The sequence below is a fragment of the Allocoleopsis franciscana PCC 7113 genome (genome assembly GCF_000317515.1).
GTDB classification, from domain to species: Bacteria; Cyanobacteriota; Cyanobacteriia; order Cyanobacteriales; family Coleofasciculaceae; genus Allocoleopsis; species Allocoleopsis franciscana.
In genome coordinates this window covers 2444782-2468380 of sequence record NC_019738.1, presented here as the reverse complement: position 1 = coordinate 2468380, position 23599 = coordinate 2444782, and the positions used below count along the sequence as shown (strand labels likewise).

18 protein-coding genes are annotated in these 23599 nt (G+C 46.7%); 8 read left to right on the top strand and 10 right to left on the bottom strand.

Annotated features, from left to right (window positions below; translation table 11 throughout):
- Positions 1-23 precede the first annotated feature (23 nt).
- The 5 genes from MIC7113_RS10455 to MIC7113_RS10435 all read right to left on the bottom strand — a co-directional run bounded on the left by MIC7113_RS10455 (position 24) and on the right by MIC7113_RS10435 (position 3796).
- Complete coding sequence (locus tag MIC7113_RS10455; RefSeq protein ID WP_015182125.1) at positions 24-653, bottom strand: hypothetical protein; 630 nt, start codon at positions 651-653, stop codon at positions 24-26.
- Positions 650-1750, bottom strand: a complete 1101-nt coding sequence (locus tag MIC7113_RS10450) for a hypothetical protein (RefSeq protein ID WP_015182124.1) — start codon at positions 1748-1750, stop codon at positions 650-652. Before MIC7113_RS10450 ends, MIC7113_RS10455 begins: the two co-directional genes overlap by 4 nt.
- A 158-nt stretch (positions 1751-1908) precedes the next feature.
- The gene (locus tag MIC7113_RS10445) at positions 1909-2787 is read right to left on the bottom strand and encodes a hypothetical protein (RefSeq protein WP_015182123.1); all 879 of its coding nucleotides are present in this window, start codon (positions 2785-2787) and stop codon (positions 1909-1911) included.
- Between the two features lie 131 nt (positions 2788-2918).
- Positions 2919-3521, bottom strand: a complete 603-nt coding sequence (locus MIC7113_RS10440; protein WP_015182122.1) for a DUF1517 domain-containing protein — start codon at positions 3519-3521, stop codon at positions 2919-2921.
- Between the two features lie 35 nt (positions 3522-3556).
- Positions 3557-3796: a response regulator gene (locus MIC7113_RS10435; protein ID WP_015182121.1), complete on the bottom strand. Its 240-nt coding sequence runs from the start codon at positions 3794-3796 to the stop codon at positions 3557-3559.
- Positions 3797-4045: 249 nt separating this feature from the next.
- Here MIC7113_RS10435 and MIC7113_RS10430 point away from each other — a divergent pair, with 249 nt between their 5' ends.
- From MIC7113_RS10430 to MIC7113_RS10420, 3 genes are all read left to right on the top strand, one after another.
- Entirely contained in the window at positions 4046-4828 is a 783-nt protein-coding gene (locus MIC7113_RS10430; RefSeq protein WP_015182120.1) for an ABC transporter permease, read from the top strand.
- 138 nt (positions 4829-4966) lie between these two features.
- A complete protein-coding gene (locus MIC7113_RS10425) occupies positions 4967-5833 on the top strand; it encodes an aldo/keto reductase (RefSeq protein WP_015182119.1) in 867 nt (288 codons plus the stop codon).
- Between the two features lie 198 nt (positions 5834-6031).
- A complete protein-coding gene (locus MIC7113_RS10420) occupies positions 6032-10210 on the top strand; it encodes a PAS domain S-box protein (RefSeq protein ID WP_015182118.1) in 4179 nt (1392 codons plus the stop codon).
- A gap of 8 nt (positions 10211-10218) precedes the next feature.
- On the opposite strand, the gene cax is transcribed toward MIC7113_RS10420, so the two are convergent.
- The gene (cax, locus tag MIC7113_RS10415; protein ID WP_041779991.1) at positions 10219-11325 is read right to left on the bottom strand and encodes a calcium/proton exchanger; all 1107 of its coding nucleotides are present in this window, start codon (positions 11323-11325) and stop codon (positions 10219-10221) included.
- A 257-nt stretch (positions 11326-11582) separates the two neighbouring features.
- Here cax and MIC7113_RS10410 point away from each other — a divergent pair, with 257 nt between their 5' ends.
- Positions 11583-13328, top strand: coding sequence for an adenylate/guanylate cyclase domain-containing protein (locus MIC7113_RS10410; RefSeq protein ID WP_015182116.1), 1746 nt, complete (start codon positions 11583-11585; stop codon positions 13326-13328).
- On the opposite strand, the gene MIC7113_RS10405 is transcribed toward MIC7113_RS10410, so the two are convergent.
- The 3 genes from MIC7113_RS10405 to menA all read right to left on the bottom strand — a co-directional run bounded on the left by MIC7113_RS10405 (position 13299) and on the right by menA (position 16652).
- Positions 13299-14699, bottom strand: coding sequence for a 2-succinylbenzoate--CoA ligase (locus MIC7113_RS10405; RefSeq protein WP_015182115.1), 1401 nt, complete (start codon positions 14697-14699; stop codon positions 13299-13301). The two genes, MIC7113_RS10410 and MIC7113_RS10405, sit on opposite strands and share 30 nt — an antisense overlap.
- Positions 14684-15667, bottom strand: a complete 984-nt coding sequence (locus tag MIC7113_RS10400; protein WP_015182114.1) for an o-succinylbenzoate synthase — start codon at positions 15665-15667, stop codon at positions 14684-14686. Before MIC7113_RS10400 ends, MIC7113_RS10405 begins: the two co-directional genes overlap by 16 nt.
- Positions 15668-15746: 79 nt before the next feature.
- Positions 15747-16652, bottom strand: coding sequence for a 2-carboxy-1,4-naphthoquinone phytyltransferase (gene menA / locus MIC7113_RS10395; protein WP_015182113.1), 906 nt, complete (start codon positions 16650-16652; stop codon positions 15747-15749).
- 115 nt (positions 16653-16767) lie between these two features.
- On the opposite strand from menA, the gene MIC7113_RS36195 reads away from it, so the two are divergent.
- Both MIC7113_RS36195 and MIC7113_RS10390 read left to right on the top strand, forming a co-directional pair.
- Entirely contained in the window at positions 16768-16962 is a 195-nt protein-coding gene (locus MIC7113_RS36195) for a hypothetical protein (RefSeq protein WP_155897975.1), read from the top strand.
- A 115-nt stretch (positions 16963-17077) separates the two neighbouring features.
- Entirely contained in the window at positions 17078-18529 is a 1452-nt protein-coding gene (locus MIC7113_RS10390) for an isochorismate synthase (protein WP_015182112.1), read from the top strand.
- A gap of 77 nt (positions 18530-18606) precedes the next feature.
- Here the strand turns inward: MIC7113_RS10390 and MIC7113_RS10385 are convergent, their stop codons facing one another.
- Complete coding sequence (locus MIC7113_RS10385) at positions 18607-22764, bottom strand: non-ribosomal peptide synthetase (RefSeq protein ID WP_015182111.1); 4158 nt, start codon at positions 22762-22764, stop codon at positions 18607-18609.
- A gap of 166 nt (positions 22765-22930) precedes the next feature.
- On the opposite strand from MIC7113_RS10385, the gene MIC7113_RS10380 reads away from it, so the two are divergent.
- A complete protein-coding gene (locus tag MIC7113_RS10380; protein ID WP_041780671.1) occupies positions 22931-23158 on the top strand; it encodes an AbrB/MazE/SpoVT family DNA-binding domain-containing protein in 228 nt (75 codons plus the stop codon).
- Positions 23155-23553 carry a type II toxin-antitoxin system death-on-curing family toxin gene (locus MIC7113_RS10375; protein ID WP_015182109.1) on the top strand — a complete coding sequence of 133 codons (399 nt, stop codon included), beginning with the start codon at positions 23155-23157 and terminating at the stop codon, positions 23551-23553. The genes MIC7113_RS10380 and MIC7113_RS10375 overlap by 4 nt, the downstream gene beginning before the upstream one ends.
- Positions 23554-23599: the final 46 nt, after the last annotated feature.

The window sequence follows — 23599 nt, the reverse complement described above, 5'->3', positions numbered from 1 at the left end:
TTAGCCAACTCTACTCAGCTCAATTACACAAAATATGATGCTACTACATGCATTAACAGAATGATGGCAATCCCCCAAGTCACAAAGGCCGAATACTTCAATGATAGAGAAACATCCTCCAGTCGTTGCCTGTTTGCATTATAGGTCTCGGCTAGATTAACCAGCATTTGCAATTGATACTCTTCAGGTGACAAAACTAAATAGCGCTCTAAGAATTTTTTATCTTCTAAGTTCGGGCTGACAGCCACCTGCCTTGGAAGAAAAGCGCTAATCAGTAAAGTGAAATTTAGCAGAAATCCTAGGATTTCTGCAATGCTGAAGGGGCTCAGAAAAAACAAGAGCCGAGAAATAATTAGACTCGTCAAAAGAGCGCCGTTGGTGACAAACAAGATATTGAGCTTTGTGGTTAGGGTTTGACCCCTTTCCCTTTGTTGCTCGATCACCATACGGACATCCTTGGCGGCTAGCTCTAGGGTTGAAATAGAGCGGTTTTCTCGGATTTCAGGGGTTTTGCTATCTTGTATTTCTGGTGCCTTGCTTTGTCTTGCTTCTCCTGCTGTTTCTACGGCTTGGTTCTCTTTTGCTTCTGCTGGTTTGGGTGTATCTTGGAGCTTGTGCGGCGTGTTGGGAAGGAAATTGACGGCGGCTGTCATTGCAGGGAGAGGTATCCGTGAGTCTGGTAATAATGGATGACGGATTGGGCGATCGCTTCTGTTCCATCTTTCGCCACCGGTTGAGATTGTCTCGGTGGCTGGGGCGAATCGGATAAAAAGTCCCATTTGCCCTGGAAAAAGTCTTCGGGTGTTATTACTTGATGATAAGCATAATTTTTGATACCTTCCAGCAGCAAGGGAGCTTCTGCAAAGCCTTCGCGAGTGAGAGTGGCGATCGGAATTCCCTCGCGTACAGCTTCGGCAAAGGTACTATACCCCGGTTTAGAAACGACTCGCCCACATAAGGGCATAAATTCAACCGGGCGATAGTCTTTTCCGGAAACTTTCAATAAATTAGGTAAGTCAGGGGCTTGCTGATCGAAAGTAATAAACTGCCAGTCCGGAAACTGAGTTAGAGTCTGGTAAGGAATTTCCTGGAGATTGAGTCCGCCAAAGGTGAGTAAAATTGTTTTTTCTGAAGGCACCGTCAGGTTAAATTTACTTCGTAACTCCTCTGCTGTGTAGCGTGGCGTTCCACCGGTTAAACCTATATCCGTGATGTTGGGAAAGGCACTCATGGGTTCATGGAAGGGCAGGCGAAATAAGCGATCGCATGTTGCATAACACTCACTAATCCAATCCGCCATCTCCACAAATTCTCCTCCCCAAGCGCGGTAGATAAAGTCCCAACCAAAGTTACTCAGCATCCAACAGGGAATCCCTGCTGCCTTGGCAATACTCGCCGCCAAGGGGGGAATATCCGCTAAAATCAATCCCACCCGGTTGGTGCGGATAAAATTCACCTCACCTGCAACAATGGCACCTGCCGACTTGCGAATCTGGCGTAATTTTTCCAAGGTGGCTTCTTGATCCATATTTAAGCTATCCGACTGAATCACACCCACATCCATTGCCCGTGGACGCTGAATAAAATCGCCGGGAATATAAGTTTCTAATAACCAACGCGGTGCGGTTGTGACAAGAACCAGTAAGATTTCTGGACACAGTTGTTGAATTGCCGCCGCTACACAAGAGGCACGTACAGCATGACCAAAGCCGTGGTTGGTAATGGCAATGTAGAGAACAGGGCGAGACATGTTAGGCCGTCGGTAAGGGTTAAAGTTAAGACTTGTAACGGGTCAATGATACCCTTTAGCCAGACGGATAGCCTCGATTGGGAGAGGTTCAACAACGACAAAATAAGGGCACGACATATCGTGCCCCTACTTGATTAATTCACCAAACAGATACCTTTTTAGCGCCGTCTAGGACTGCCGAATGCTCCTCCTGATCGGCGCGCAGGACTCCGTGTACCGCTGCCAAATCGACTCGGACTGTTGGTACGACTGGGACGCGATTTGTTAGAAGGGCGTAACCGACTCGAACCGTAACCTGAACCCGTTGAACGATTCGCATTGTTAGGTGCGGGACGAACCACGCTGGGTCGATTACTAGATGACGGTCTCCTTAAGCCTCCGGTTGTACGGAAAGTTTGACGATTTCTCACTGCCGGGGGTGGTGATTGGTAGCGAGTTTGGTATCGATTGACCGCTTCGCTGTAGGTGCTGCCGTATCCACCGTAGCCTCTCATCAGTCCCCCAGGCTGATACACAGGCGGTACGTAGTAAGTGGGTCTAAATAACAGACTGCCCAAAGCTTGACCCGCTACAGCCCCGGCAAAAGGTGCCCAGAAACCCGATTGCTGACGCACGATCACTGTTTCTTGTTGACCGGTTTGGGGGTTCGTCTGGGTTTCGGTGACATTGTGGACATATTCAATTTTGAAGTCGGGTGTTAGGTGCATCGCCGCCTGACCCCCGTTAATCTCCAGATAAGTCTGCTTTCCTTCCGCCACTTCAGCATCCGTCAGACGCGCCATCTGTAAATTTTCCGTGCGGTAAACCGGAGGAGTGCCGGCTGGAGTATTGAGCAACATGATGGAGTATTCTCCATTGGCATCGTTGTAAGTTGCCTGTTGCACGGCATATTGACCCTGACTCAACTGGTTGCGAGGGGCTGAAATATTGTTATTTTGATTGGGGTAAGACTGAGTTGAGTTGGGAGAACTACAGGCTAAGGTCGTCCAACAAAAACTTAGGGATATTAAAAGAATTGTGAGTTTACGCCACATCATAAGTCAAAAGTTAAGGCAATCTAATTCGGTTATTGCGATCACGCACAGGAAGGACATCAAGAGGCTAAAGACAACGTGATACGGAGAGTAAAACCTTCTCCCTGTCTCTTCTCTCCTTTTTCCCCTCTTCTTTACAAGGGAATCAGTTCAGGAAAATTGACGATGAGTTGGTCATTCGTCAGTTCGTCTCCAAACTGCGCTGGGGAAAAATGAACCTGAATCGCTTCCAGTCTTTCCTGATAGTGGAGATTAATCAAGGCTTTCAGACCCGCTTTCAGCGCCTCCATGCTGGCTAAATTCGTTTCCAGTTCAGGGACTTCTCCGGTACAGGCAACGGCAATCATCACCACCAAGTTACGCGTAGCCGGCAAGGATAATTGGTCATTCGGCCCAAGCGGTTGATTGTAGTCAGGTTCACTCAGATACCGCTCAGCTGAGTCGGTAAATAGCTCGTTAACATAGTCTCCGGCTTCACCCTCATTCCAGAACACATCGCCTTCATTCGCCGCTGATTGCCAATAAATGTCGTATTGTAATAGGCTCTGGCAAATTTCTACTAATCCTTGCCCTAAAACGTCAAGGTCTCCATCTGCGTCAACAGCTTCCCGTGCACTGCGGTTGAGAACTCCCAATAGCGGTGCCACTTCGTCACCCGCTAAATGGATAAATAAACGACACACCATATATCGAGTTCGACCACCAAGTTTATTGAGGCGATCGCGCCAAGAATTCATTTACTTCCTCTACTTACTATTAATGCAAACAATTATTAATGTAAAGGAATCGTTGCGGTAGCCGTATCTTCGCGCAGCGCATTTAAGACACCATAACCATCAAGTTCCGGCATCATGACATCGCATAAAATCAAATCCGGTTGATATTCTTTGGCTAGCTGCACACCTGCGAAACCATTTTCAGCCCCTAAAGCATCGAATCCTTCAATTTCCAGGAGTTCGATCAAATTTTCTCGAATAAAAACTTCGTCCTCAATCACCAGAATCTTTTTCATAATCCGTTCGGCTCTCACTATCTAGAGGAAGCAGAGTTCTAAACCTGACTCCAGAGCTAACTTCACTCTTGAGAGGAATCTAAAACCTGTCTATAGAATCCATTTGGCGGCTAACTGCGATTGTCACGTAAACAGTATCCCTTTCGCAAGGTGCAAGGGAAGAGTAAAAACACTATAAGCAAGTGACTCCAAACACCAAGGAGCAGAAAATAATATGCTTTGTCTCAGTCTCGGAGATAGAGCCAACCGATGAAACGATACTTACTGGTATTAAATGTGTTCTGGAGTACTGCGATCGCGGCTGAACTGGAATATCGCCTAAACTTTTTGATTGCTACAATCAGCAGCTTAGGCAACCTGATCGGCAGCTTATTCGGACTCTTTTTATTTTACCGTACAGGTTATACCTTTGAGGGCTGGAGCTGGGAGCAAGCGCTCGTCATTTTGGGTATCTTTACCTTACTTCAGGGCTGTTCAGCGACCTTTCTCGTCCCCAACCTCAACCGTATTGTCGAGCAAGTCCAACAGGGAACACTGGATTTTGTCCTGCTTAAACCCATCAGCAGCCAGTTTTGGCTGTCAACCCGCACGATTTCCCCCTGGGGAATGCCGGATTTAATCTTCGGAGGCGTGCTGATTGCCTATGCGGGCAGACGCCTGGGTTTAGCGATCGAGAATTATCTGTTCAGTGTGATTCCCCTGATTTGTGGCATTATCAGCCTCTATAGCCTATGGTTTATGTTAGGAGCCACCAGTATATGGTTTGTCAAAATTTATAACGTCACAGAAGTACTGCGAGGTCTGCTGGAAGCCGGTCGTTACCCCATGGTTGCCTACCCGGCTACCTATCGATTCTTCTTTACGTTTGTGGTTCCCGTTGCCTTCCTAACAACAGTGCCAGCCGAAGTGATGCTAGGTCGAAGTCAGGTGGCTTGGGTGGTTGGTGCTGGGGCTTTGGCACTGGGGTTACTCTTGGCTTCTCGTATCTTTTGGCGGTTTGCCTTGCGTTTTTATACAAGTGCTTCTAGCTAAACTGGCTGGGGAGCGGGGGAGCGGGGGAGCGGGGGAGCTGAGGAGCATTTAGATATAAAGTTCCTTACCCTTGTTTAAGTGGGTACATTTTCGATGCTCCCCAGAGCGCACAGAGAATGGAAAAGAGAGGCCATCATTATGGAAACAAAACAGCTTAGTCACACGGGTGTTAACATCAGCGCAATTGGCTTGGGGGGTATGCCCCTATCGTTGAGTAGTAGACCTCCAGAAGCACAAGGGATTGAGGTGATTCATCGGGCACTGGATTTGGGCGTTACCCTGATCGATACGGCTGACTCTTACTGTCAGGATGAGTCTGACAAACACCACAATGAGCGACTGATCCACAAAGCCCTGCAAAGTTATGGGGGTGATAGCAGTCAAGTGATCGTGGCAACCAAGGGGGGCTTGATGCGACCTAATGGAAGTTGGACACGTAACGGCAACCCTGAGCACCTGCGGGAAACGATTCGGATTAGTTTTGAAGCACTGGGTGGGTCAAAGCCCATTGATGTTTGGCAATATCACGCACCTGACCCAGATTACACGATTGAGGAAGCTCTCCAACCGGTGAAAGAAGCGGTAGAGGGGGGTATGATTCGATTTGTGGGTGTTTCTAATTTCTCGGTTGAGCAAATCCAACGGGCGCGGGAGGTGGTGGATGTGGTTTCTGTGCAGAATCAGTACAACCCCTGGCATCGTCAGCCAGAAACTGATGGGGTTTTGGACTATTGCGAAGCGGAAAACTTGACTTTTTTCCCGTGGAGTCCATTAGGGGGTAGCCGTCGGGTGAGTGGTTTAGCAGGGATTTCTGCGATCGCTCAATTAGCCAAAGAAAAAGAAGTCTCTGTCTATCAGATTGTCCTAGCGTGGCTGCGAGCCAAATCATCCTGCATTGTACCCATCCCTGGAGCCAGTAAGATATCGAGTATCGAAGACTCGGTTGCTGCTGTTGAGGTTAAGTTATCTCAGGCAGAAGTCACACGCATCGACCAAGGAGTCTGAACGAAAAAAATGAAGTATAAAGTCAGGTAGCGTTTGCATCCACTGTATCCTTCCGACTGCAATGTGATTTTTGCTCAACCTCAGACTGATTCCGCCTTGCTAGGCTAGTGGTTGAACACCACAAGCGTTGCAAATATTTCGCAATCGGATGGCGAATGGTAACCGATCAAGCCTTGGGCAGGGCACAAGAAGGATTATATGTTGGCACTGTTAGCGAACTTGCTGTTAGAACGGTTTATTCCTCATGGACATTGCTACCTCTGGAAGCCAGGACTGGTAGGACTCCATTTAGTCTCCGATGTTCTCATTGCTCTGGCTTACTATTCCATCCCCCTGACGCTGCTCCATTTTGTTCGTAAGCGACATGACCTGCCTTTTAGCTGGATCTTCCAATTATTTGGGGCATTCATCATCGCTTGTGGCACAACCCACATTATGGAAGTGTGGACACTGTGGCATCCCCATTATTGGTTGAGTGGATTGATCAAGGCGATGACGGCAGTTGTCTCTGTCTCTACAGCGGTGCTATTGGTGCCGTTAATTCCTAAAGCCTTAGCGTTGCCGAGTCCCGCTCAGTTAGAAGCGGCTAATCGTCATTTAGAAACAGAAATTCGAGAACATGCGGCGACAACCACTCAGTTGAAACAGGCACTCCAGCGGTTGACCTTTCATGTAGAAAACTCACCCCTAGCGGTGATTGAGTTGAACCATGACTTTCGAGTCCAGCGTTGGTCCAAACAGGCGGAAAAGCTGTTTGGCTGGCAGGCAGAGGAGGTGTTGAACCATTGTCTGGATGAAGGGCAATTTGTGTTTGAGGAAGACTTGCCGCAGGTGCAACAAGACATGAGCCATTTACTCAATGGCAATGTACCCCATATTGTGGGGCAAAATCGTAACTATACCAAAGATGGCTCAGTCATCTATTGTCAGTGGTACAACTCGGCACTGTGGGACTGTTCGGGTAAACTTGTCTCCATCCTGTCCCTGGCTTTAGATGTTACGGAACGTACCCGTGCCGAACAGGCGCTCAAAGAAAGTGAAACCCGCTATCGAACTTTGGTAGAAACCTCGCCCGATGCGATTTCGGTCTGCGAGTTGAACGGGAAACTCCTGTTCTGTAACCGCCAAGTGGCTCTATTACATGGGTATGAGAGTGAGACAGAAATCCTGGGACGATTTGCCTGTGAATTAATTGCGCCCGAAAAGCGCAGCATTGCCGCTTTATGTCTTGAGAAGGTTCTCCAACACGGCAGTATCCGAGATGTGGAGTATACCATGATCAGGAAAGATGGTAGCCGTTTCCCGGCGGAAGTGAGTGCCTCCTTAATCCGAGATGCACAGGGACAGCCTCAAGCCATTATCGGCCTTGTCCGAGACATCACCGATCGCAAATTCGCCGAAGACAGCCTGAAAAAAGGCAAAGAAGATTTAGAGGTACAAGTCGAACAGCGAACGGCACAGTTGAGGCTGGTGAATGACCATCTCTTGGTGGAAATTCAAGAGCGTGCTCTAGCCGAAGAAGCGCTCCGCAAAAGTGAGGCAAGGCTGAATCAAGCGCTGTGTGCGGCTCAGATGGGGGCTTGGGATTGGGATATGATGAGCGATCGCATGACCTGGTCGGAAGGTACAGAAACCCTGTTTGGTCTGATGCCTGGAGCCTTGGCGGGTAGCTATGATGCTTGTTTAGACTATCTGCATCCGGATGACCGACCCACTGTGCTTCAAGCCTTGAGGCGTACCGTCGAGACAGGCACAGATTATGATGTGGAAGCTCGATTGATTGACCCAAATGGGTCAACTCGCTGGGTTGCCAGTAAAGGGGCGCTGATCCGTAACTCGAATGGTACCGCCGTTCGCATGACGGGTACCCTGATGGACATCACCAAGCGCAAGCAGATTGAGTTGGCTTTAGAACGAGAGCGTCAACAACTGCGGCAAATCATCGCCTGTGCCCCTATTGCCATGGCGATGTTTGATACTCAAATGCGCTATCTGGCCTACTCTCAAACCTGGATAACGGAGCAAGGGTTGGAGAGACAATCGATTTTAGGTTGTAGCCACTACGACATCTTTCCAGACATTCCAGAGTGTTGGCGATCTGAACACCAGCGTGCTTTGCAAGGAGAAGTCATCTCTGTCAGTGAAGATGTCTGGAAACGCAGCGATGGGACAAAAGTTTACCTGCGTTGGGCGATTCATCCCTGGTACCTTCCAGAGGGTGAAGTGGGCGGTATTGTGATTGCCACGGATCGGATTAACGAGTTGGTGGAGGCACGAGAAGCCGCTCTAGAAGCGGCACGGCTCAAGTCCCAGTTTCTCGCCAACATGAGTCACGAAATTCGCACCCCCATGAATGGTGTATTGGGGATGGCGGGGTTATTGTTGCAGACGCCGCTTACGCCTCAACAGTTGGAATATGCCAGTACCATCCGTAGCAGTGCAGAACACCTGCTGACGGTGATTAACGATATTCTTGACTTTTCCAAACTGGAAGCCGGTGAAATGCAGCTAGAAAGCATCGATTTTGAGTTAGATAGCTGCATCGAGTCCGTGGTGGATGTCTTAGCCGCACAGGCTCATGAAAAAGGGCTGGAGTTGGCGATGTGGATTTCCAGCGATGTTCCTAAAATGTTAAAGGGAGACCCCAATCGCCTGCGTCAGATTCTCCTCAACTTGGTGGGGAATGCCGTTAAGTTTACGGATGTGGGTCAAGTCTTGGTAAAAGTGTCGGTGAGTCGGGAACGGGGAACACAGACAGACATCAGTGAAACTCAATTACCTATTACCCATTACCCATTCCCCAGTTATCTTCGATTTGAAGTCACCGATACAGGCATTGGTATTAGCGCTAAAGACCAAGAAAAACTATTCCAATCCTTTTCCCAAGTTGATGCCTCAACCACACGGCAATATGGCGGTACTGGATTGGGATTGGTCATTTGCAAGCAATTAGTAGAGTTGATGGGGGGTGAAATTGGCGTTGAGAGTGCATTAAATCAGGGTTCTAAGTTCTGGTTTACAGCATCGTTTGACTCTCCGACGGTGGGGGAGGCAGCAGCTTGTCCCCTGGTGTTGCATAAGCTCAAACTATTAGTTGTCTCGGCTCAGACAACGACGCGCCAAGCCTTGTGTGCTGCGCTTCACCGCAGTATTCGGTTGAATGACTCTGCTGTGCCAGCAGGATGGCTTAGCGATAGTTGGGAGATGCAAGTGGATGAAGCCGTAGACACTCTTACCACTTTGAATGCCTTGCGATTGAGTGTGGCTCAAGGAAATCCATATCATCTGGCAATTTTGGACTTGCAACTGCCCAAGCCTCAGGGGGCGATACTGGTACCGATGATTCGCTGTGATCCCACGCTGGCTCAGACGAAGCTGATTGTGATGACAACGAGCGATCGCTTGGATACGGTACAAGAGTTAGAGGGAATGGATATTTCTGGCTACCTGATTAAACCGGTTAGAGCTTCGCGGCTGTTGGATTGTTTGGTGAGTGCCTTCGCTCCTCAAGAACCGGAGAATCAAAGTCGAGTATCCTGTGAGCCAAAAGAGGCGACAGCCCAAAACCCGAAACCTGCCAAGTCTGCTTTGAAAATTTTGCTGGTAGAAGACCATGAGGTGAATCAAATGGTAACGTTGAACCAGTTGGCGATGCTGGGCTTTGAAGCCGACTGTGTGGGGAATGGCGAGGAAGCGATCGCTCAATTAACGCAACAGAACTATGACCTGGTCTTAATGGATTGTCAGATGCCCATCCTCGATGGCTATGATACAACACAAGAGATCCGACGCCGCGAAGGCTCAGAGCGCCATACCACGATCATTGCCCTGACGGCTCACGCCCTGCCCAATGATCGCCAGAAGTGTATCGATGCAGGTATGGATGATTATCTCAGTAAACCGATCGCCCAAGAAGCCTTAGGGGCGATGATCGAGCGATGGACAAAACATACGGTAAAGCCTACTGTGGCGGATACAAATTCTGAAATTACACACAATCCTCAACTATCAACACTGAGTTTAGATGAAATCCCCTTGGATTTGGAACGCCTCAAGGCGATTTCTCGGGGCAAAGTGACATTTCAACAGCAACTCGTCCAAGCTTTTATTAAGAATGCTCAACCCGGATTAGAACAGATACGCCTTGCTATTCCAGTGAAGGATTTTGAAATCATTATGCAGCAAGCTCACCGACTCAAGGGGGCGAGTGCGAATGTCGGCGTGCGTTTGATGCCAGAGGTAGCCGCTCAATTGGAGCAACAGGCGCGAAAGGAAAATTTGACAGGAGCAACAGAGAAACTTGAAGCTTTGGAAAGCCAGTTGGATCGGGTTAAGGCTTTTGTTGAAAAGGGGTGGATGGAGTCAGCCATGGGGTGATTTCAACTTTAAGCGGGATGATAGTAAAAAGCCACTCCCAGAATCAGGTAAGTTGCCAACAAAAGAGTGCCATCTAACCAGTTTGATCGTCCACCAAAACAGATAATATTTGTTACCATCACAGCGATCGCTAAAGCAATGACTTCAAAGGTATTGAAGTTAAGGTCAATCGGTTGACCCATCGCTTGACCCACAAAAATTAATACCGGAGCAACAAATAAAGCCACCAGTAAACTATCACCCGTTGCCGTCGAAACGGTTAAATCCATTTGATTTTTCAGCGCCAACCTCACGACGATGACATACCCTGCCACATCACTAATCAACGGCAGCAAAATCACACCGGTAAACAAAGGAGTCAGTCCAAAACGCTGGGTTTGAGATTCGATCACACCGACAAACATTTCGGATTCAAAAGCAACAGCAATCGTGGAAGCTAGCAGAACAACAATCCACAGCCATAATTTAAAGCGACTCTTGTTTTGTGAGGATTCTGATTCGGGAAAAGTGGCATTCTCCTCCATCTCTTCTTCAGATAATCCGACATCGTAGAGGTAGCTGTGAGTTTTGAGGGAAAATAGCAGCGTCAAGCCATAGACAACAATGAGTATCCCCGAAACCACGAGGGAGAGATTGCGAATCGCTGTCGCATCAACAATATTGGAGGTATCAATCACCATCGTCGGCAGGGCAATGGCGATCGCTGCCAGTGTCATGGATGAACCATTCACCTTTGCCAAAATCGGCTTAAACTCCTGCTCTTTGTAGCGCAAACCCCCAGCAAGCATCGCTAAACCTAACAACAAAAGCAGCGCACTCAGGATACTACCGGTGATACTCGCTTCCACAATATCCACGAGTCCTTGACGCAACGCCATGAGGGCAATAATCAGTGCTGTTGCGTTGCCAAATAGCGCATTCACTAAGCCTCCCACCGACGGCCCCGTAACCACCGCCACCTTTTCGGTTGCCGTAGACAGCCAAATCGAGAGAGGAATGATGGCGAGTACGGAGGTTAGAAAAACAGCTTCTTCGCCCCACTGCAATCGCTCAGCTACCAGTGAAATCGGGACAAAGACCAAAAGGAGGAGTGGAATAAGAGTTTTGAGTGCCATAGCCTTCTGTGAGAATAGACTTACCATACCCTGACTTAAGATGTTTTCCCTCATATTCAGAGGGATTGAGGGGGGAATTTGACTTTTGCACAAGATGTTTTTTCTTTCCCCCATCCTAGAAATTCTGTCCAGATGGTTTCGTTAGATGCAGAATATGAACATCAATAAAGTGGCTTTATAGGTCATAATCGCGATAGTCATCTACCAGATGGCTGATATTCCTACCTCGCTACCTATTTGTGGGATAGCGCCTGACTATGAACCTACGCCAGAAAACGCTGCTACTGATTGGTCTGACTCTTGCGGGTTTAATTGGAGTCCTTTACGCTAGCTTATCCACCATCTTTGGGGCTAGTTTTGCGGAACTAGAGGAACGAAACGTTCGCCAGAATGTGCGACGGGTACAGGAGGCTTTTTTCGATGAAGTTGAAACCTTAAACACCACCGCAGCGGATTATGCAAAGTGGGATGATACCTATGCCTTTATTAATCAGTTAAATCAGGACTTTGTTCAAGCCAATTTTTTAGATGAAAATTTTGTCCGCCTTCGACTCAACATGGTTCTCTTGTTTAACAACCAAGGAAAACAGGTTGTCGGCAAAGGTTTCAATCTAGAACAGAAGAAAGAAACTCCTATTTCAGATAGCTTGCAAAAATACCTAACTCCCAATAGCTTGTTATTAAAGCACTCAAATCCAGGGAGCAATATTACAGGTATTGTGCTTCTGCCCGAAGGTTTTTTGATGATTGCCTCCCATCCCATTCTTAATAGCCAGGGCACGGGTTCGATTCGCGGTTCCCTAATTATGGGAAGCTACCTCAACGACAAGAGAATCGAAGAATTAGCTAAACGGACTCAATTATCTTTGAGGGTATACCGAGTCAATGATACTCAGTTGCCACCTGATTTTCAAGCAGCGCGTTCTGCCCTTCTCGACTCTTCCCCGAAGACTCAAGCCTCACAACTGAACAATCAACAAATACCCATCATTATCCGACCCCTTAGTGATGAGGCGATCGCCGGCTACACCCTACTCCGAGATATTAATAAAAAGCCTGCTTTATTGGTGCGGGCAGAGATGCCCAGAGAAATTTACCAACAAGGACAAGTAAGCCTGCGTTATCTGATTTTTTCCCTTCTCGGCGTGGGTATTATCTTTAGTGTCGTCGCTTTATTCCTGTTAGAAAAAATGGTACTGTCTCGGTTGGCAAATCTCAGCGCCAATGTGGAACAAATCGGCACCAGTACTGACCTATCGCTGCGTGTATTCGTGACGGGTAAGGATGAATTAACGACGCTGGGAAACACCATTAATTCTATGTTGAATGCCTTGGAATCCTCCACCCAAAAAGTCGTAGCCGAACGGGAAAGAGCGGAGCGTCTGCTGCTGAATATTTTACCCCCATCGATTGCCCAGCGTTTGGGACACAATCAGGATACGATTGCCGATAGTTTTGAGGAAGCCACTGTTTTATTTGCCGATATCGTTAATTTCACGAATCTGTCCAGTCACATATCACCGACAGAACTCGTGAGTATGCTGAATGAAATTTTCTCTAGATTCGATCGCTTGTTAGAACGATATGGTTTAGAAAAAATCAAGACCATTGGCGATTCTTACATGGTTGTCGGTGGCTTGCCCTTGATTCGCCCCGATCATGCGGAGGCGGTTGCAGAATTTGCCTTAGATATGCAACAACAAATTCAGGAATTTAATGCGGAAAGAGGTCAATCATTCAGTATGCGAATTGGCATTAATACGGGGCCTGTTGTCGCTGGGGTAATTGGTCTGAAAAAATTTATTTACGACCTTTGGGGCGATACGGTGAATATAGCTAGTCGTATGGAATCTCACGGTATCCCAGGCGCTATTCAGGTTTCTAGTGCTACTTATGAGCGATTAAAGGATAAATATTTATTTGAAGAACGAGGCACTATTGATGTGAAAGGGAAGGGAGAGATGACCACGTATTTACTCAAAAACCGGATAGGTCATAACTAAATTTTGAAGTTGCTCGTAGTCTACTTTCCCCTGAGTATTGCGAGGTATACTGGCAACGGGAACCCAATGTTTAGGTTGCTTGTACTTACTTAATTTATCTTTCAGTGTGGCTTGCAACAAGGTTGTAGAAATTGTTTCTGAGCGAGGAACATACACAGCGGTAACCGCTTCACCCCAATGTAAATCGGGGATAGCCGTTACGCAAACATCATTGACTAATTGTGTCGATTGAATAGCGGCTTCCACTTCAGCCGGGAAGACATTTTCGCCGCCCGTAATAATTTTACGGCTACTACGTCCGACGATATGTAAATAACCCTGGTCGTCAAAAAATCCTAAATCATCCGAATTGAGATTTGAAAGATTCTTTACCTGTCCCCATTTCTCACTCATCCTGATGGGATAATAACCTAAGGATAGAGATTTGGATTGAATGGAAATCATCCCAATTTGGTTGCTTCCCAATCTTTCATCAGTAGAACTGCGAATGGTAACCTTGGCATGAGGCAAAACTTGACCACAACTATTGTTACCCGTGAGAAAATCTTTGGGCTTCAGCGTAACCACTTGAGAGGCTGTTTCTGTCATCCCATAGGTGGGGGCTAAAGGAATGTTGTATTGTCTTGCCTGTTCTAACAGTGAATCCCAAGCGGGTGCACCCCCTAAAAGAACTGTTTGGAAACGAGATAACCAATCGGTTAACGCAGGACTTTGCAGACAACGTTGTAGCTGGGTTGGGACTAAAGAGATGAAAAATTCAGTAGGATTAATCTTAAAATTCTCACCCGCTTCCACCTGTTTGAAAGATGTAATAATTAGCTGTCCACCTGTCGTTAATGAACGCAAAAATTGCATCAATCCGCTGACATGATATAACGGCAAGACACAGAATGAATTCACACAATTGTTGCCAAAATATTGGTGAAATCCCTGTACCGATGCCATCAACGTTTCCCAAGTGTGAACGGCAAAGCGGACTTTTCCAGAGGAACCTCCGGTGGGAATCATGATGTGATTGGGAGATGGGTAATGGGTAATGGGTAATGGGTAATGGGTAATGGGTAATTTCATGGGTTGTCCGAAAATTAAATCGGGTTGAACCCTTTCAAATACTTGTTGCCATTCCTGTTGTACCCAGTTGGGATTGCATAAAAAAACGGGACACTTTGCCGCAACCGCAGCGAGGAAAGCGGCAAGAAATCGCAGGGGATTTTGTTCGGCTATCAGGAGTTTGGGTGGGATTCCTCCCTTCGAGAATTGAGTTAATTGCTGGAAGAATTCTTCAGTGATGGTGTTCAATAGGTGGCTGTCATGATCAATCAGCCAATCGTCATTAATACGTTGTTTGAGATACCCTAAAGGTTGTTCCATAGATGCTTCAGCCAGGTTTCATCGTCTTCGTTGAACCAGTGATTCACCCCAAAACCGACCGCACGCTTGGGGTTCGAGAGTTCAGCCGCTAGTTGGAGGGCGGATTGTCTGGCGATCGCACTTTCCAAAACCGATGAAAAAACCACATCAATTTCGTGTTGTTGGCAGAATTGGCGTAGGCGTCTGGGAGAACCTGCGATCGCCGCCTTAATAATATAAATCCCCCGCCATCCTCTCTGGTAACAATCTTCCAATTGGTTAAGGGTTGCCACCGATTCATCTAAAGCAATCGGTGTCGAATATTGAGTACTCATCTCCAACATCGTGTCGAATTGTGCAGGAGGTAAAGGTTGTTCCAGAAACTCAACGATTCTCGCCGAATCCGTTACCCTCAACCACTGATGTGCTTCTTTTTGAGTGAGTCCCCCATTAGCATCCAAGCGTAACTTTGCCGATGTCGGTAGCGATTGAATTAACTGACGAAATACTTTCAGTTCTTCCTCAATGGAGGCAACGCCAATTTTCCATTTAAAGGTTCGACTTCCCTGATGCCAAGGAATTTGCCATAACTGTAACACCGTCTCCCCACTGGGCAAAAGATGGCTGAAGGGGAGTTGAGATTTGGTAGTGGGAATATTCTCTCCATCCCCCCATACACACGCCGACTCAAAGCCAAATTGACAAGCCGGCAGTTCAGGCGGGATGGAAAAAATATCGGTTACTGTAATTTTCGCTGGTAATTGTTGACAAAAATCCCAGGCTTGTTTCAAAGTTTCAGAACCAAACCAGGGAATTGGAGCAATCTCACCCCAACCGATTCGCCCAGTTTCATGGGTGAGGCGCAGAATAATTCCCTCGCGCACATTCCACTGTCCGTGATGGGTAGAAAGTGCACGATTAAAAGGACGTTGGTAAGGGCGAAAGTCAAACTGATAAAGCATCTCACTTGACTTTCTCTCTACTTTCATTTCTCCTCTGAGTTCTCCGCGCCTCTGTGGTTAGTTAAAAATAGAATAAGTTGCCTTATCAACAGCCAAAAACACTGAATTAACCACTTGTCAATACAAACCCTAAACTCAACAGCAAACCACTCCAAAAATGCATACCTACTGCAATAAATTTAGAATTACTCACCTTCTCCGGTTGGTCGTGATGCTGATGGACATGCCAACATAACTTCAGGGCAACGGGTAAACTGGCAAATACGAATAACGTCCAAATCGGGAAATGCCCCAACAGGACAAACAAACCCGTCAAAGCATAGACGCTAACACTAAACACCCATAAAACTTGAGAACCGCGTTTTGTACCCAAACGGACAATTGGCGATCGCTTTCCGGCGGCAATGTCATCTTCTACCTGATGAAAATGGGAGCAAAATAAAATGATACTCGTCGCAATACCCACAACAATCGACGCCGCAAAACAGTTGATTGACCAACTTTGCGTCTGGGAGTAGTAAGCTGCTGCCACTGCCATGGGGCCAAAGGTGACAAAACAAATAATTTCCCCTAACCCCTGGTAACCGAAGCGAAAGGGTGGCCCTTGGTAGGTGTACCCTAACGCACAACACAGAAAAATCAGGCCAATGACAGTTAAATCTCGCTGCCACCACGCGATCGCCACAATGCCCAGGATACCAACGGCTAAAAATAAATTACTCAATGCAAAAATGAGCGGCTTGTTTCCCGTTAAATTCACCAAAGAATGGGCTTTATTTTTATCAATCCCCGTTTCCGCATCAAATACATCATTGCTGCAATTGAGCCAAGCAATAATCAAAATCGCTGACATTAAAAAGGTGGAAAAAATTGCCCCATTAATGTTTCGAGTTTCGGCATAAGCCACAGCCGTTCCTACCCAAATCGGGATGATCGCAACGGTGTACATGGGTGGCTTGATAGCCGCTAGCCATAATTTACTGTTTGACTGTTCAACCAGACTTGTAGTCATCAGACCGAATGAATAAACTGAATTAAAAAAAACTTGCTACAATTTTTAACGTTCTTTGTAAGGATTAACGTCAGATCAGAAGTCTGTCAAGTCCGTTACTTCCTCCCACCCTGATATGGCATTGAGAATCCATCGCACCATACCCGTGCGACGGGCAACAGTTAGTATCATCCAGTATCAACGAGTAAGTGAACCTTTCTTCGATACGATAAGTAAGTCGGCATTACAGAACTGCTCATCTGTGCTGTCGGTAGAGCCTTCAGCCACTCAGCCGCTTTCGGATGACTGGGTGGCGGTCGAGTCTAAATAAGTGTCAATGGACACTAGGGGTTAGGTAAGGAGCAAGTATCTCCCTTTAGACATCCCACCATTGTTAATGAGACTTTAGAACAGAACTTCAAAAAACTTTACTATCTGAAGCTTCTATGCCAGTCACCCCCTATCGCACCAATCTCTTTCAAGACCGCAAAGAGCTGCATCAACTTCTCTTGACGGGAAAACAGCAGTCCCTGGTCAAAGGTTGTCCCCAGATTGTGAGTATCTCTGAAGAAATTGAAGTCCTCGATCCACTAGCGGTGCTTCAAGCGATCGCTAAACCTGACCAATTACAAGTGTATTTTGAGAAAGCCAGTCAACGAGAAGCGATCGCAGCCATTGATGCTACTCTTTGCCTGAAAACTGAAGGGACAAATCGTTTCCAAAAAGCACAAGAATTTATCCAAACAACACTGGATAATCTCCTCCCCGGTGGCAACCTTAACCTACCCTTTTCTGGTCCCCATTTCTTTTGTAGTTTCACCTTTTTTGACAAGAAGCAGGCCGTTCACTCTCCCTTCCCAGCCGCGACAATTTTCTTACCTCGCTGGCAAATTTCTTGTGTTCAGGGTAGCTGTGTTGTGGTTGCCAACGTTGAAATCAATCCTCAGACCAATCTGCAATTACTAGTAGAGCGCTTATGTAACCAGCTCAGACGAATTAGCTGGTACGAACGCAGAGTTTCAAATGTTTTTGAGATTGCTCCCCATAAAATAATTAAGCAAGCCCCTAAAAATGCAGAGCGCTTCAAATCATCCGTCTTGTCTGCATTAGAATCGATCCGAGCGAATCAATTGAGAAAAATTGTGCTGGCAAGCGCCATTGATGTCCTCTCCCCAAAGCCTTTTAATTTAGTTGATTCTTTGGATACCTTACGTAAACGTCATCCCGATTGTTACATCTTTTCCAGTAGTAACGGGAAAGGACAAAACTTTATTGGGGCAAGTCCCGAACGACTCATTAGTATTCGCCAACATCAGATAGAAGTCGATGCCTTGGCGGGTTCTGCACCACGAGGCAAGACAAGCACAGAGGATGGGGCTTTTGCTTATCAATTACTCAGTAGTGAGAAAGAGCGGCGGGAACATCAATTTGTGATTAATTTTATTGTCGAACAGCTATCCGACTTGGGTTTGATTCCCCAAATGTTACCCACCCCCCAACTCCTCAAACTTTCCAATATTCAACATTTGTGGACGCCGATTCAAGCTCAACTATTGGGAGATATTCATCCCTTAGAAATCGTTGCCCAACTGCATCCCACTCCAGCCGTCGCTGGGGTTCCCACTAAGATGGCTCAAGAACAAATTCGCCGCTACGAAACTTTTGATCGCACTCTCTATGCAGCACCTTTAGGCTGGGTGGATTATCAAGGGAATTGTGAATTTATTGTTGGCATCCGTTCGGCTTTAATTGAAAGCGAAAAACCAGCCAGACTGTTTGCCAATGCCTATCGCGCCAGACTATACGCGGGTGCGGGTATCGTCGCCGGTTCCGACCCTAACAAAGAATTCGCAGAAATTCAACTTAAATTACAGGCTCTTTTAAAAGCCTTGCTGTAACTCAAGTTACCCCTTTCTTCAAAGTTAATCGGATTGTGTTTGTTTGGAATTAAAAAGTATGGATTGAAAATCTGCTCTCAATTCTTATTGTTAGCTATCCGTGCCTGTTCAATACATACTTTGAGCTGGTTGGCAAGAACCTTAACATGAGGTTTTCTCAGCATCGTTAGGTGATTACCAGGAACTTGATGAATCTTCACTCTTCCTTTAGCTAATTGACTCCAGCCTAGGCTGGAGTCTTGAGCAGCCTTACTAGACTGAACGCTTGTTTTTAGCAGAGTAATGGAGTTTGGGTAAACTTGCGGAACATAGCTGAGAGTGGCTTGATTGTTAGCTTGGTAAATACGCAGCATCGGGCGAATGTTTAGTTCGCTCAATATCTGCTTTCTCGATGGCTGAGGTAGGGCATTGGCTAAAACCGCTTCTCCCAAAATAGACTGCCAAGCTTGATGGTTTCTCAATCCGTGAAGTAACTTATTGATATTAGCCCAAAGAAAGGGTGAATGATTAGCTCTCGGTTTAGTAGTAGTCGTTATTAAATAGAAATAATCGAGTAAAAATGACCCGATATATCGCGCTCCGGCGGTGAACATAAATTTTAAACTATCCCCCAAATCAGGTAGGTTGCCGGGGATAGGTGCAAGCGTATCAAATATAGCAAGTAGAGCCACTTGATGCCCTGCACGAAGGAGTTGTTGAGCCATTTCAAAAGCAACCAAACCGCCAAAAGACCAACCTCCTAAAAAGTAAGGGCCAGAGGGTTGAACCTGACGTAGCGCCTCAATGTAATGAGCCGCCATTTCTTCTATGCGAGTGAAGGGAGCTTGTTCTCCATCCAATCCTAGGGGTTGCAGTCCATAAAAGGGTTGGTCAAACCCCAAAGCATAAGCCAATTCGTAATAAGGAAAAACAACACCGAGGATAGGATGAATGCAGAAAAAAGGTGGCTGTGAACCAGAGGGTTGAATCGGAACTAAAGGTGACCAAGACCCAGAATCGCTTTGTTGCGTTAGAGTATTAGCTAAACCTTCAATGGTTGGATTTAAGAATAGAGTTGATAAGGGTATCTCCCGCTCAAATTGCTGATGAATTTGAGCCATAAGTCGCACCGCTAGGAGTGAATCACCTCCTAATTCAAAGAAATTATCGTGAATTCCTACAGGTTCATTGTTCAGAAGTGTTGCCCAAATTTTGGCGATCGCTTCCTCTATCGGTGTTCTAGGAGCAATGTAAGTTTTTGTTAGTTCTGTCTTATCTACATCAAGCACTTTTAGCCTATGGCGGTCTACTTTTCCATTAGGTAAGTACGGTAACGCCTCCAGCATTACAAAAGCTGAGGGAATCATATACTCTGGCAGCTTCTCTTTTAAAAAACAGCGGAGTAAGGGCGCAAAGCCTTGTGCCCCTACCCTCATTAACGGCTCTTGGTTTGGGACAAAATAAGTTACTAGGCGCTTGTTACCAAATACGTCTTCTTTCGCCATCACAACCGCCTCTTTCACAGCCGGATGTTGCTTCAGTAGCGCCTCAATTTCGCCCAACTCAATGCGAAAGCCACGAATCTTTACCTGTGCATCCATTCGACCTAAAAATTCAATGTTCCCATCCGGTTGATAACGTGCTAAATCTCCCGTTTTGTAGAGACGCTCACGAGAAGATAATCGCCTATCCACAAAAGGATTAGCAATAAATGCCACAGCCGTTAATTCAGATTGATTGAGATAACCCCGCGCCACTCCCTCACCGCCAATGTACAACTCTCCGGGAATACCAATCGGTACAGGTTGTAGGTGGGAATCCAGAATATAAACTTGTGTATTAGTAATAGGACGACCTATCGATGGCTTCTCCCTTTCATCAGTTAATTCTGCGACAGTAGACCAAACCGTTGCTTCAGTTGGCCCGTAAGCATTGAAAAACCGCCGACTGGAAGTCCAACGTTTTACGATATCCATCGAACAGGTTTCCCCGGCAGAAATAATTGTCTGTAGTGCCGGGAGTTGTGATTCAGGTAGAACCGCCAACACCGATGGCGGCAGGGTGACGTGAGTAATGGCTTGTTTACGCAGCAGATGGATTAGATTTTGTCCAGGTAAAAGAGATTCTTTTTTGGCTAAGTAGAGGGTACTTCCTGTTGCGAATGCCATCACAATTTCAAAAATTGAGGCATCAAAACTCAAGGAAGCAAATTGCAGGAGGCGGCTACCGGGTTGTAGGTTAAAAACTTGAATTTGAGCTTGGCATAAGTTGGACAATCCTCGATGTTCAATCACAACACCTTTAGGCTTTCCCGTCGAGCCAGAAGTATAGATGACATACGCGAGGTTGTCAGGTTTTACGCTGTTGATTGCGTTGTTTTGGCTTTCTTTTTGAATTGCATTTGCCTCTTTGTCGAGGCAAATTACAGATGATTGATGCGGCTGTCCGCTACAGGTTGTTTGCTCCCCCCAACTGTCCTCACTAAAGCTCCGGTTAAAAAGGGGGGCGAGGAGAGAGTGAGTGAGTAAAATTGATACTTGAGAATCCTCCAACATGAACTTAAGGCGTTCTTGAGGATATGTAGGATCGAAAGGGATATATGCACCACCCGCTTTAAAAATGCCCAATAGTCCCACAATCATTTCGACAGAACGCTCTAAACAGATACCCACTAAAACTTCGGGTTCTACACCTAATTTTTGCAGGTAATGGGCGAGTTGATTGCTGCGATGATTCAACTCACGGTAGGTTAGTTGTTCGTCTTCAAACACGAGAGCGATCGCATCGGGTGTCTGCTCGACTTGCTGTTCAAACAACTGATGAAAGCACGACTTGATTGGGGATGAATTCGGATTGAAATTGACCAGTAATTGATGCTGCTCTGCCTGGGTTAAAATGGGTAATTCATAAAGGCATTGCTGAGGATTAACGATAATACCTTGTAGTAACATTTGGAAATGTCCCAGCATCCGGGTGATGGTGGTGTCATCCCATAAATCGCTGCTATATATGACTTGTCCTCTCAAACCCTCCGGGGATTCCCACAGGTGAACTTCTAAGTCAAATTTAGCGCTGGGGCGATCGAAGTTCAGTGGCGAAAGGCTTAACCCAGGCAATACCAGTGCCTCAATCGGCGTGTTTTGCAGACTGAACACCACCTGGAACAAGGGATGATGGCTCAGGTTGCGCTCTGGATGCAGTTCCTCTACAAGCTTCTCAAAGGGTAAGTCTTGATGGGCATAGGCTCCTAATGCCACCTCCCGTACTCTTTTCAGCAGTTCTACAAAAGTTGGGTTCCCTGATAAATCAGTACGCAGTACCAAACTATTGACAAAAAAGCCAATTAACCCTTCGATTTCGCCACGGTTGCGATTGGCGATCGCAGAACCGACGACAATATCCTCTTGCTGGGTGTAGCGGTAGAGTAAGGTTTGGAACGCCGCTAAAAGTGTCATGAACAGAGTTACCCCTTGGCGCTGCGAGAGTGCCTCTAGTTGCTCACTCAGACTTTTCGGCAACTCTAGAAATTGCGTCGCCCCTCGGTAGGTTGGAGTTGCAGGGCGGGGGTAATCCGTGGGTAAATTCAGCAGGGGGAGATTGTCTAGTTGCTGCTTCCAGTAGCGTCGCTGAGTCTCTAGAACTTCGCCCTGTAGCCACTCGCGTTGCCAGTGGGCAAAGTCTGCGTATTGGATGGGCAAATCCGGTAGGGGCGATCGCTGGTTGTTGGCAAAAGCTGTGTAAAGCGTGCCGAGTTCCCGAATTAGCACCCCAATCGACCAGCCATCGCAAATAATGTGGTGTAGATTCAGCAGGAGTATGTGTTCTGACGAGTCTAGCTGTAGAAGCATCACTCGCAGTAAGGGTTCGGAGGATAAATCGAAAGGATGCGATCGCGCCTCATTTGCGAATCGTCGAATTTCAGCGTCCTGTTCAGTTGCGGGTAGAGAGCGCAAATCTCCCACTGACAGGGGTATGGTTAAGGTGGGAGCGATTACTTGGACGAGTTGCTCTTCCAGCATCCTAAAGGTGGTACGCAACGCTTCATGGCGACGCACGATTTCGTTGAATGTTTGCTCTAATGCGGCGTTGTTGAGGGAACCTGTTAGCGTCAGTGCTGCGGAAACATTGTAGAAGGGATTGCCTGGGAATAGGCGATCAAGAAACCACAGCCTAGCTTGAGCAAACGATGCAGGAAAGACGAAAACCTCTGCTTCTTCAGCCGTCGTGTGGGAGTTGTCAGCAAGATGCTGGCTCATAAAGTGCTGAACTAGTCGTTTAAGCGCTTTGTCATTCTACTGCTACTTGGTTATGACAACTGTAATAACTAAAATAGATTGGGCTAACGCGAGCGATCGCACCAGCAGCAGCGCTGACGATCGTGGACTTGCGATCGCACACCTCAATGTAAAGTTTAGAGGTAATATGTACTACACCTTAAAGGTTAAGCAAATTGGCAACTCATTAGGAGCCGTATTTCCCGAAGAGTTGCTGCAAAAGTTCAATATTCAAGAAGGGGACAAAATTTATCTGACACAATCTCCTGATGGAGTTCGGATTACGACTTACGATCCAGAGTTTGAGGAAGCCATGCAGGCGTTTGAGAAAACCCGCGAAAATTACCGTAATGCTTTGCGAGAGTTAGCGAAATGAAAGAACCATGTTGGGTGCCAGAATCAGCCGTAATAGCCATTCAGGAAAAGTTAATTGCAGAGCAGGGAGGAGTTTCTGGTATCAGAGATGCAGAACTCCTTTCAATGAGTTTAACTAGACCTAAGCATCTATTTGCCTACAGTGATAGTGTCACGTTGTTTGATTTGGCAGCCGTGTATGTTTATGGTTTAGCAAAAAATTATGCGTTCATTGATGGCAATAAGCGAATTGCTTTGGTTGTCATGGACGTTTTTTTACGTCTAAATGGATACGAATTAGTGGCTTCAGAAGAAGAAGCCGTTATTAAGATTAATAATTTAGTAGAAGGAATAGAGGAGCAGGATTCTATAGCGGCTTGGGTTGCAGCAAATTTTCAAGAATTGGGTTTGGAGTAAATTGCGATCGCTCCTCGTAGCGAGTCGTCGGGTATCAGCTTCCTGT

What these genes read in the sequence shown, in the direction of transcription:
- MIC7113_RS10445 (WP_015182123.1), bottom strand. Translation starts at nt 2,787, where the DNA reads ATGATGTGGCGTAAACTCACAATTCTTTTAATATCCCTAAGTTTTTGT.
- MIC7113_RS36195 (WP_155897975.1), top strand. Translation starts at nt 16,768, where the DNA reads ATGGCATTGAGAATCCATCGCACCATACCCGTGCGACGGGCAACAGTT.
- MIC7113_RS10375 (WP_015182109.1), top strand. Translation starts at nt 23,155, where the DNA reads ATGAAAGAACCATGTTGGGTGCCAGAATCAGCCGTAATAGCCATTCAG.
- MIC7113_RS10410 (WP_015182116.1), top strand. Translation starts at nt 11,583, where the DNA reads ATGAACCTACGCCAGAAAACGCTGCTACTGATTGGTCTGACTCTTGCG.
- MIC7113_RS10430 (WP_015182120.1), top strand. Translation starts at nt 4,046, where the DNA reads ATGAAACGATACTTACTGGTATTAAATGTGTTCTGGAGTACTGCGATC.
- MIC7113_RS10400 (WP_015182114.1), bottom strand. Translation starts at nt 15,667, where the DNA reads ATGAAAGTAGAGAGAAAGTCAAGTGAGATGCTTTATCAGTTTGACTTT.
- MIC7113_RS10455 (WP_015182125.1), bottom strand. Translation starts at nt 653, where the DNA reads ATGACAGCCGCCGTCAATTTCCTTCCCAACACGCCGCACAAGCTCCAA.
- cax (WP_041779991.1), bottom strand. Translation starts at nt 11,325, where the DNA reads ATGGCACTCAAAACTCTTATTCCACTCCTCCTTTTGGTCTTTGTCCCG.
- MIC7113_RS10435 (WP_015182121.1), bottom strand. Translation starts at nt 3,796, where the DNA reads ATGAAAAAGATTCTGGTGATTGAGGACGAAGTTTTTATTCGAGAAAAT.
- MIC7113_RS10380 (WP_041780671.1), top strand. Translation starts at nt 22,931, where the DNA reads ATGTACTACACCTTAAAGGTTAAGCAAATTGGCAACTCATTAGGAGCC.
- MIC7113_RS10450 (WP_015182124.1), bottom strand. Translation starts at nt 1,750, where the DNA reads ATGTCTCGCCCTGTTCTCTACATTGCCATTACCAACCACGGCTTTGGT.
- MIC7113_RS10425 (WP_015182119.1), top strand. Translation starts at nt 4,967, where the DNA reads ATGGAAACAAAACAGCTTAGTCACACGGGTGTTAACATCAGCGCAATT.
- MIC7113_RS10390 (WP_015182112.1), top strand. Translation starts at nt 17,078, where the DNA reads ATGCCAGTCACCCCCTATCGCACCAATCTCTTTCAAGACCGCAAAGAG.
- MIC7113_RS10440 (WP_015182122.1), bottom strand. Translation starts at nt 3,521, where the DNA reads ATGAATTCTTGGCGCGATCGCCTCAATAAACTTGGTGGTCGAACTCGA.
- MIC7113_RS10405 (WP_015182115.1), bottom strand. Translation starts at nt 14,699, where the DNA reads ATGGAACAACCTTTAGGGTATCTCAAACAACGTATTAATGACGATTGG.
- MIC7113_RS10385 (WP_015182111.1), bottom strand. Translation starts at nt 22,764, where the DNA reads ATGAGCCAGCATCTTGCTGACAACTCCCACACGACGGCTGAAGAAGCA.
- MIC7113_RS10420 (WP_015182118.1), top strand. Translation starts at nt 6,032, where the DNA reads ATGTTGGCACTGTTAGCGAACTTGCTGTTAGAACGGTTTATTCCTCAT.
- menA (WP_015182113.1), bottom strand. Translation starts at nt 16,652, where the DNA reads ATGACTACAAGTCTGGTTGAACAGTCAAACAGTAAATTATGGCTAGCG.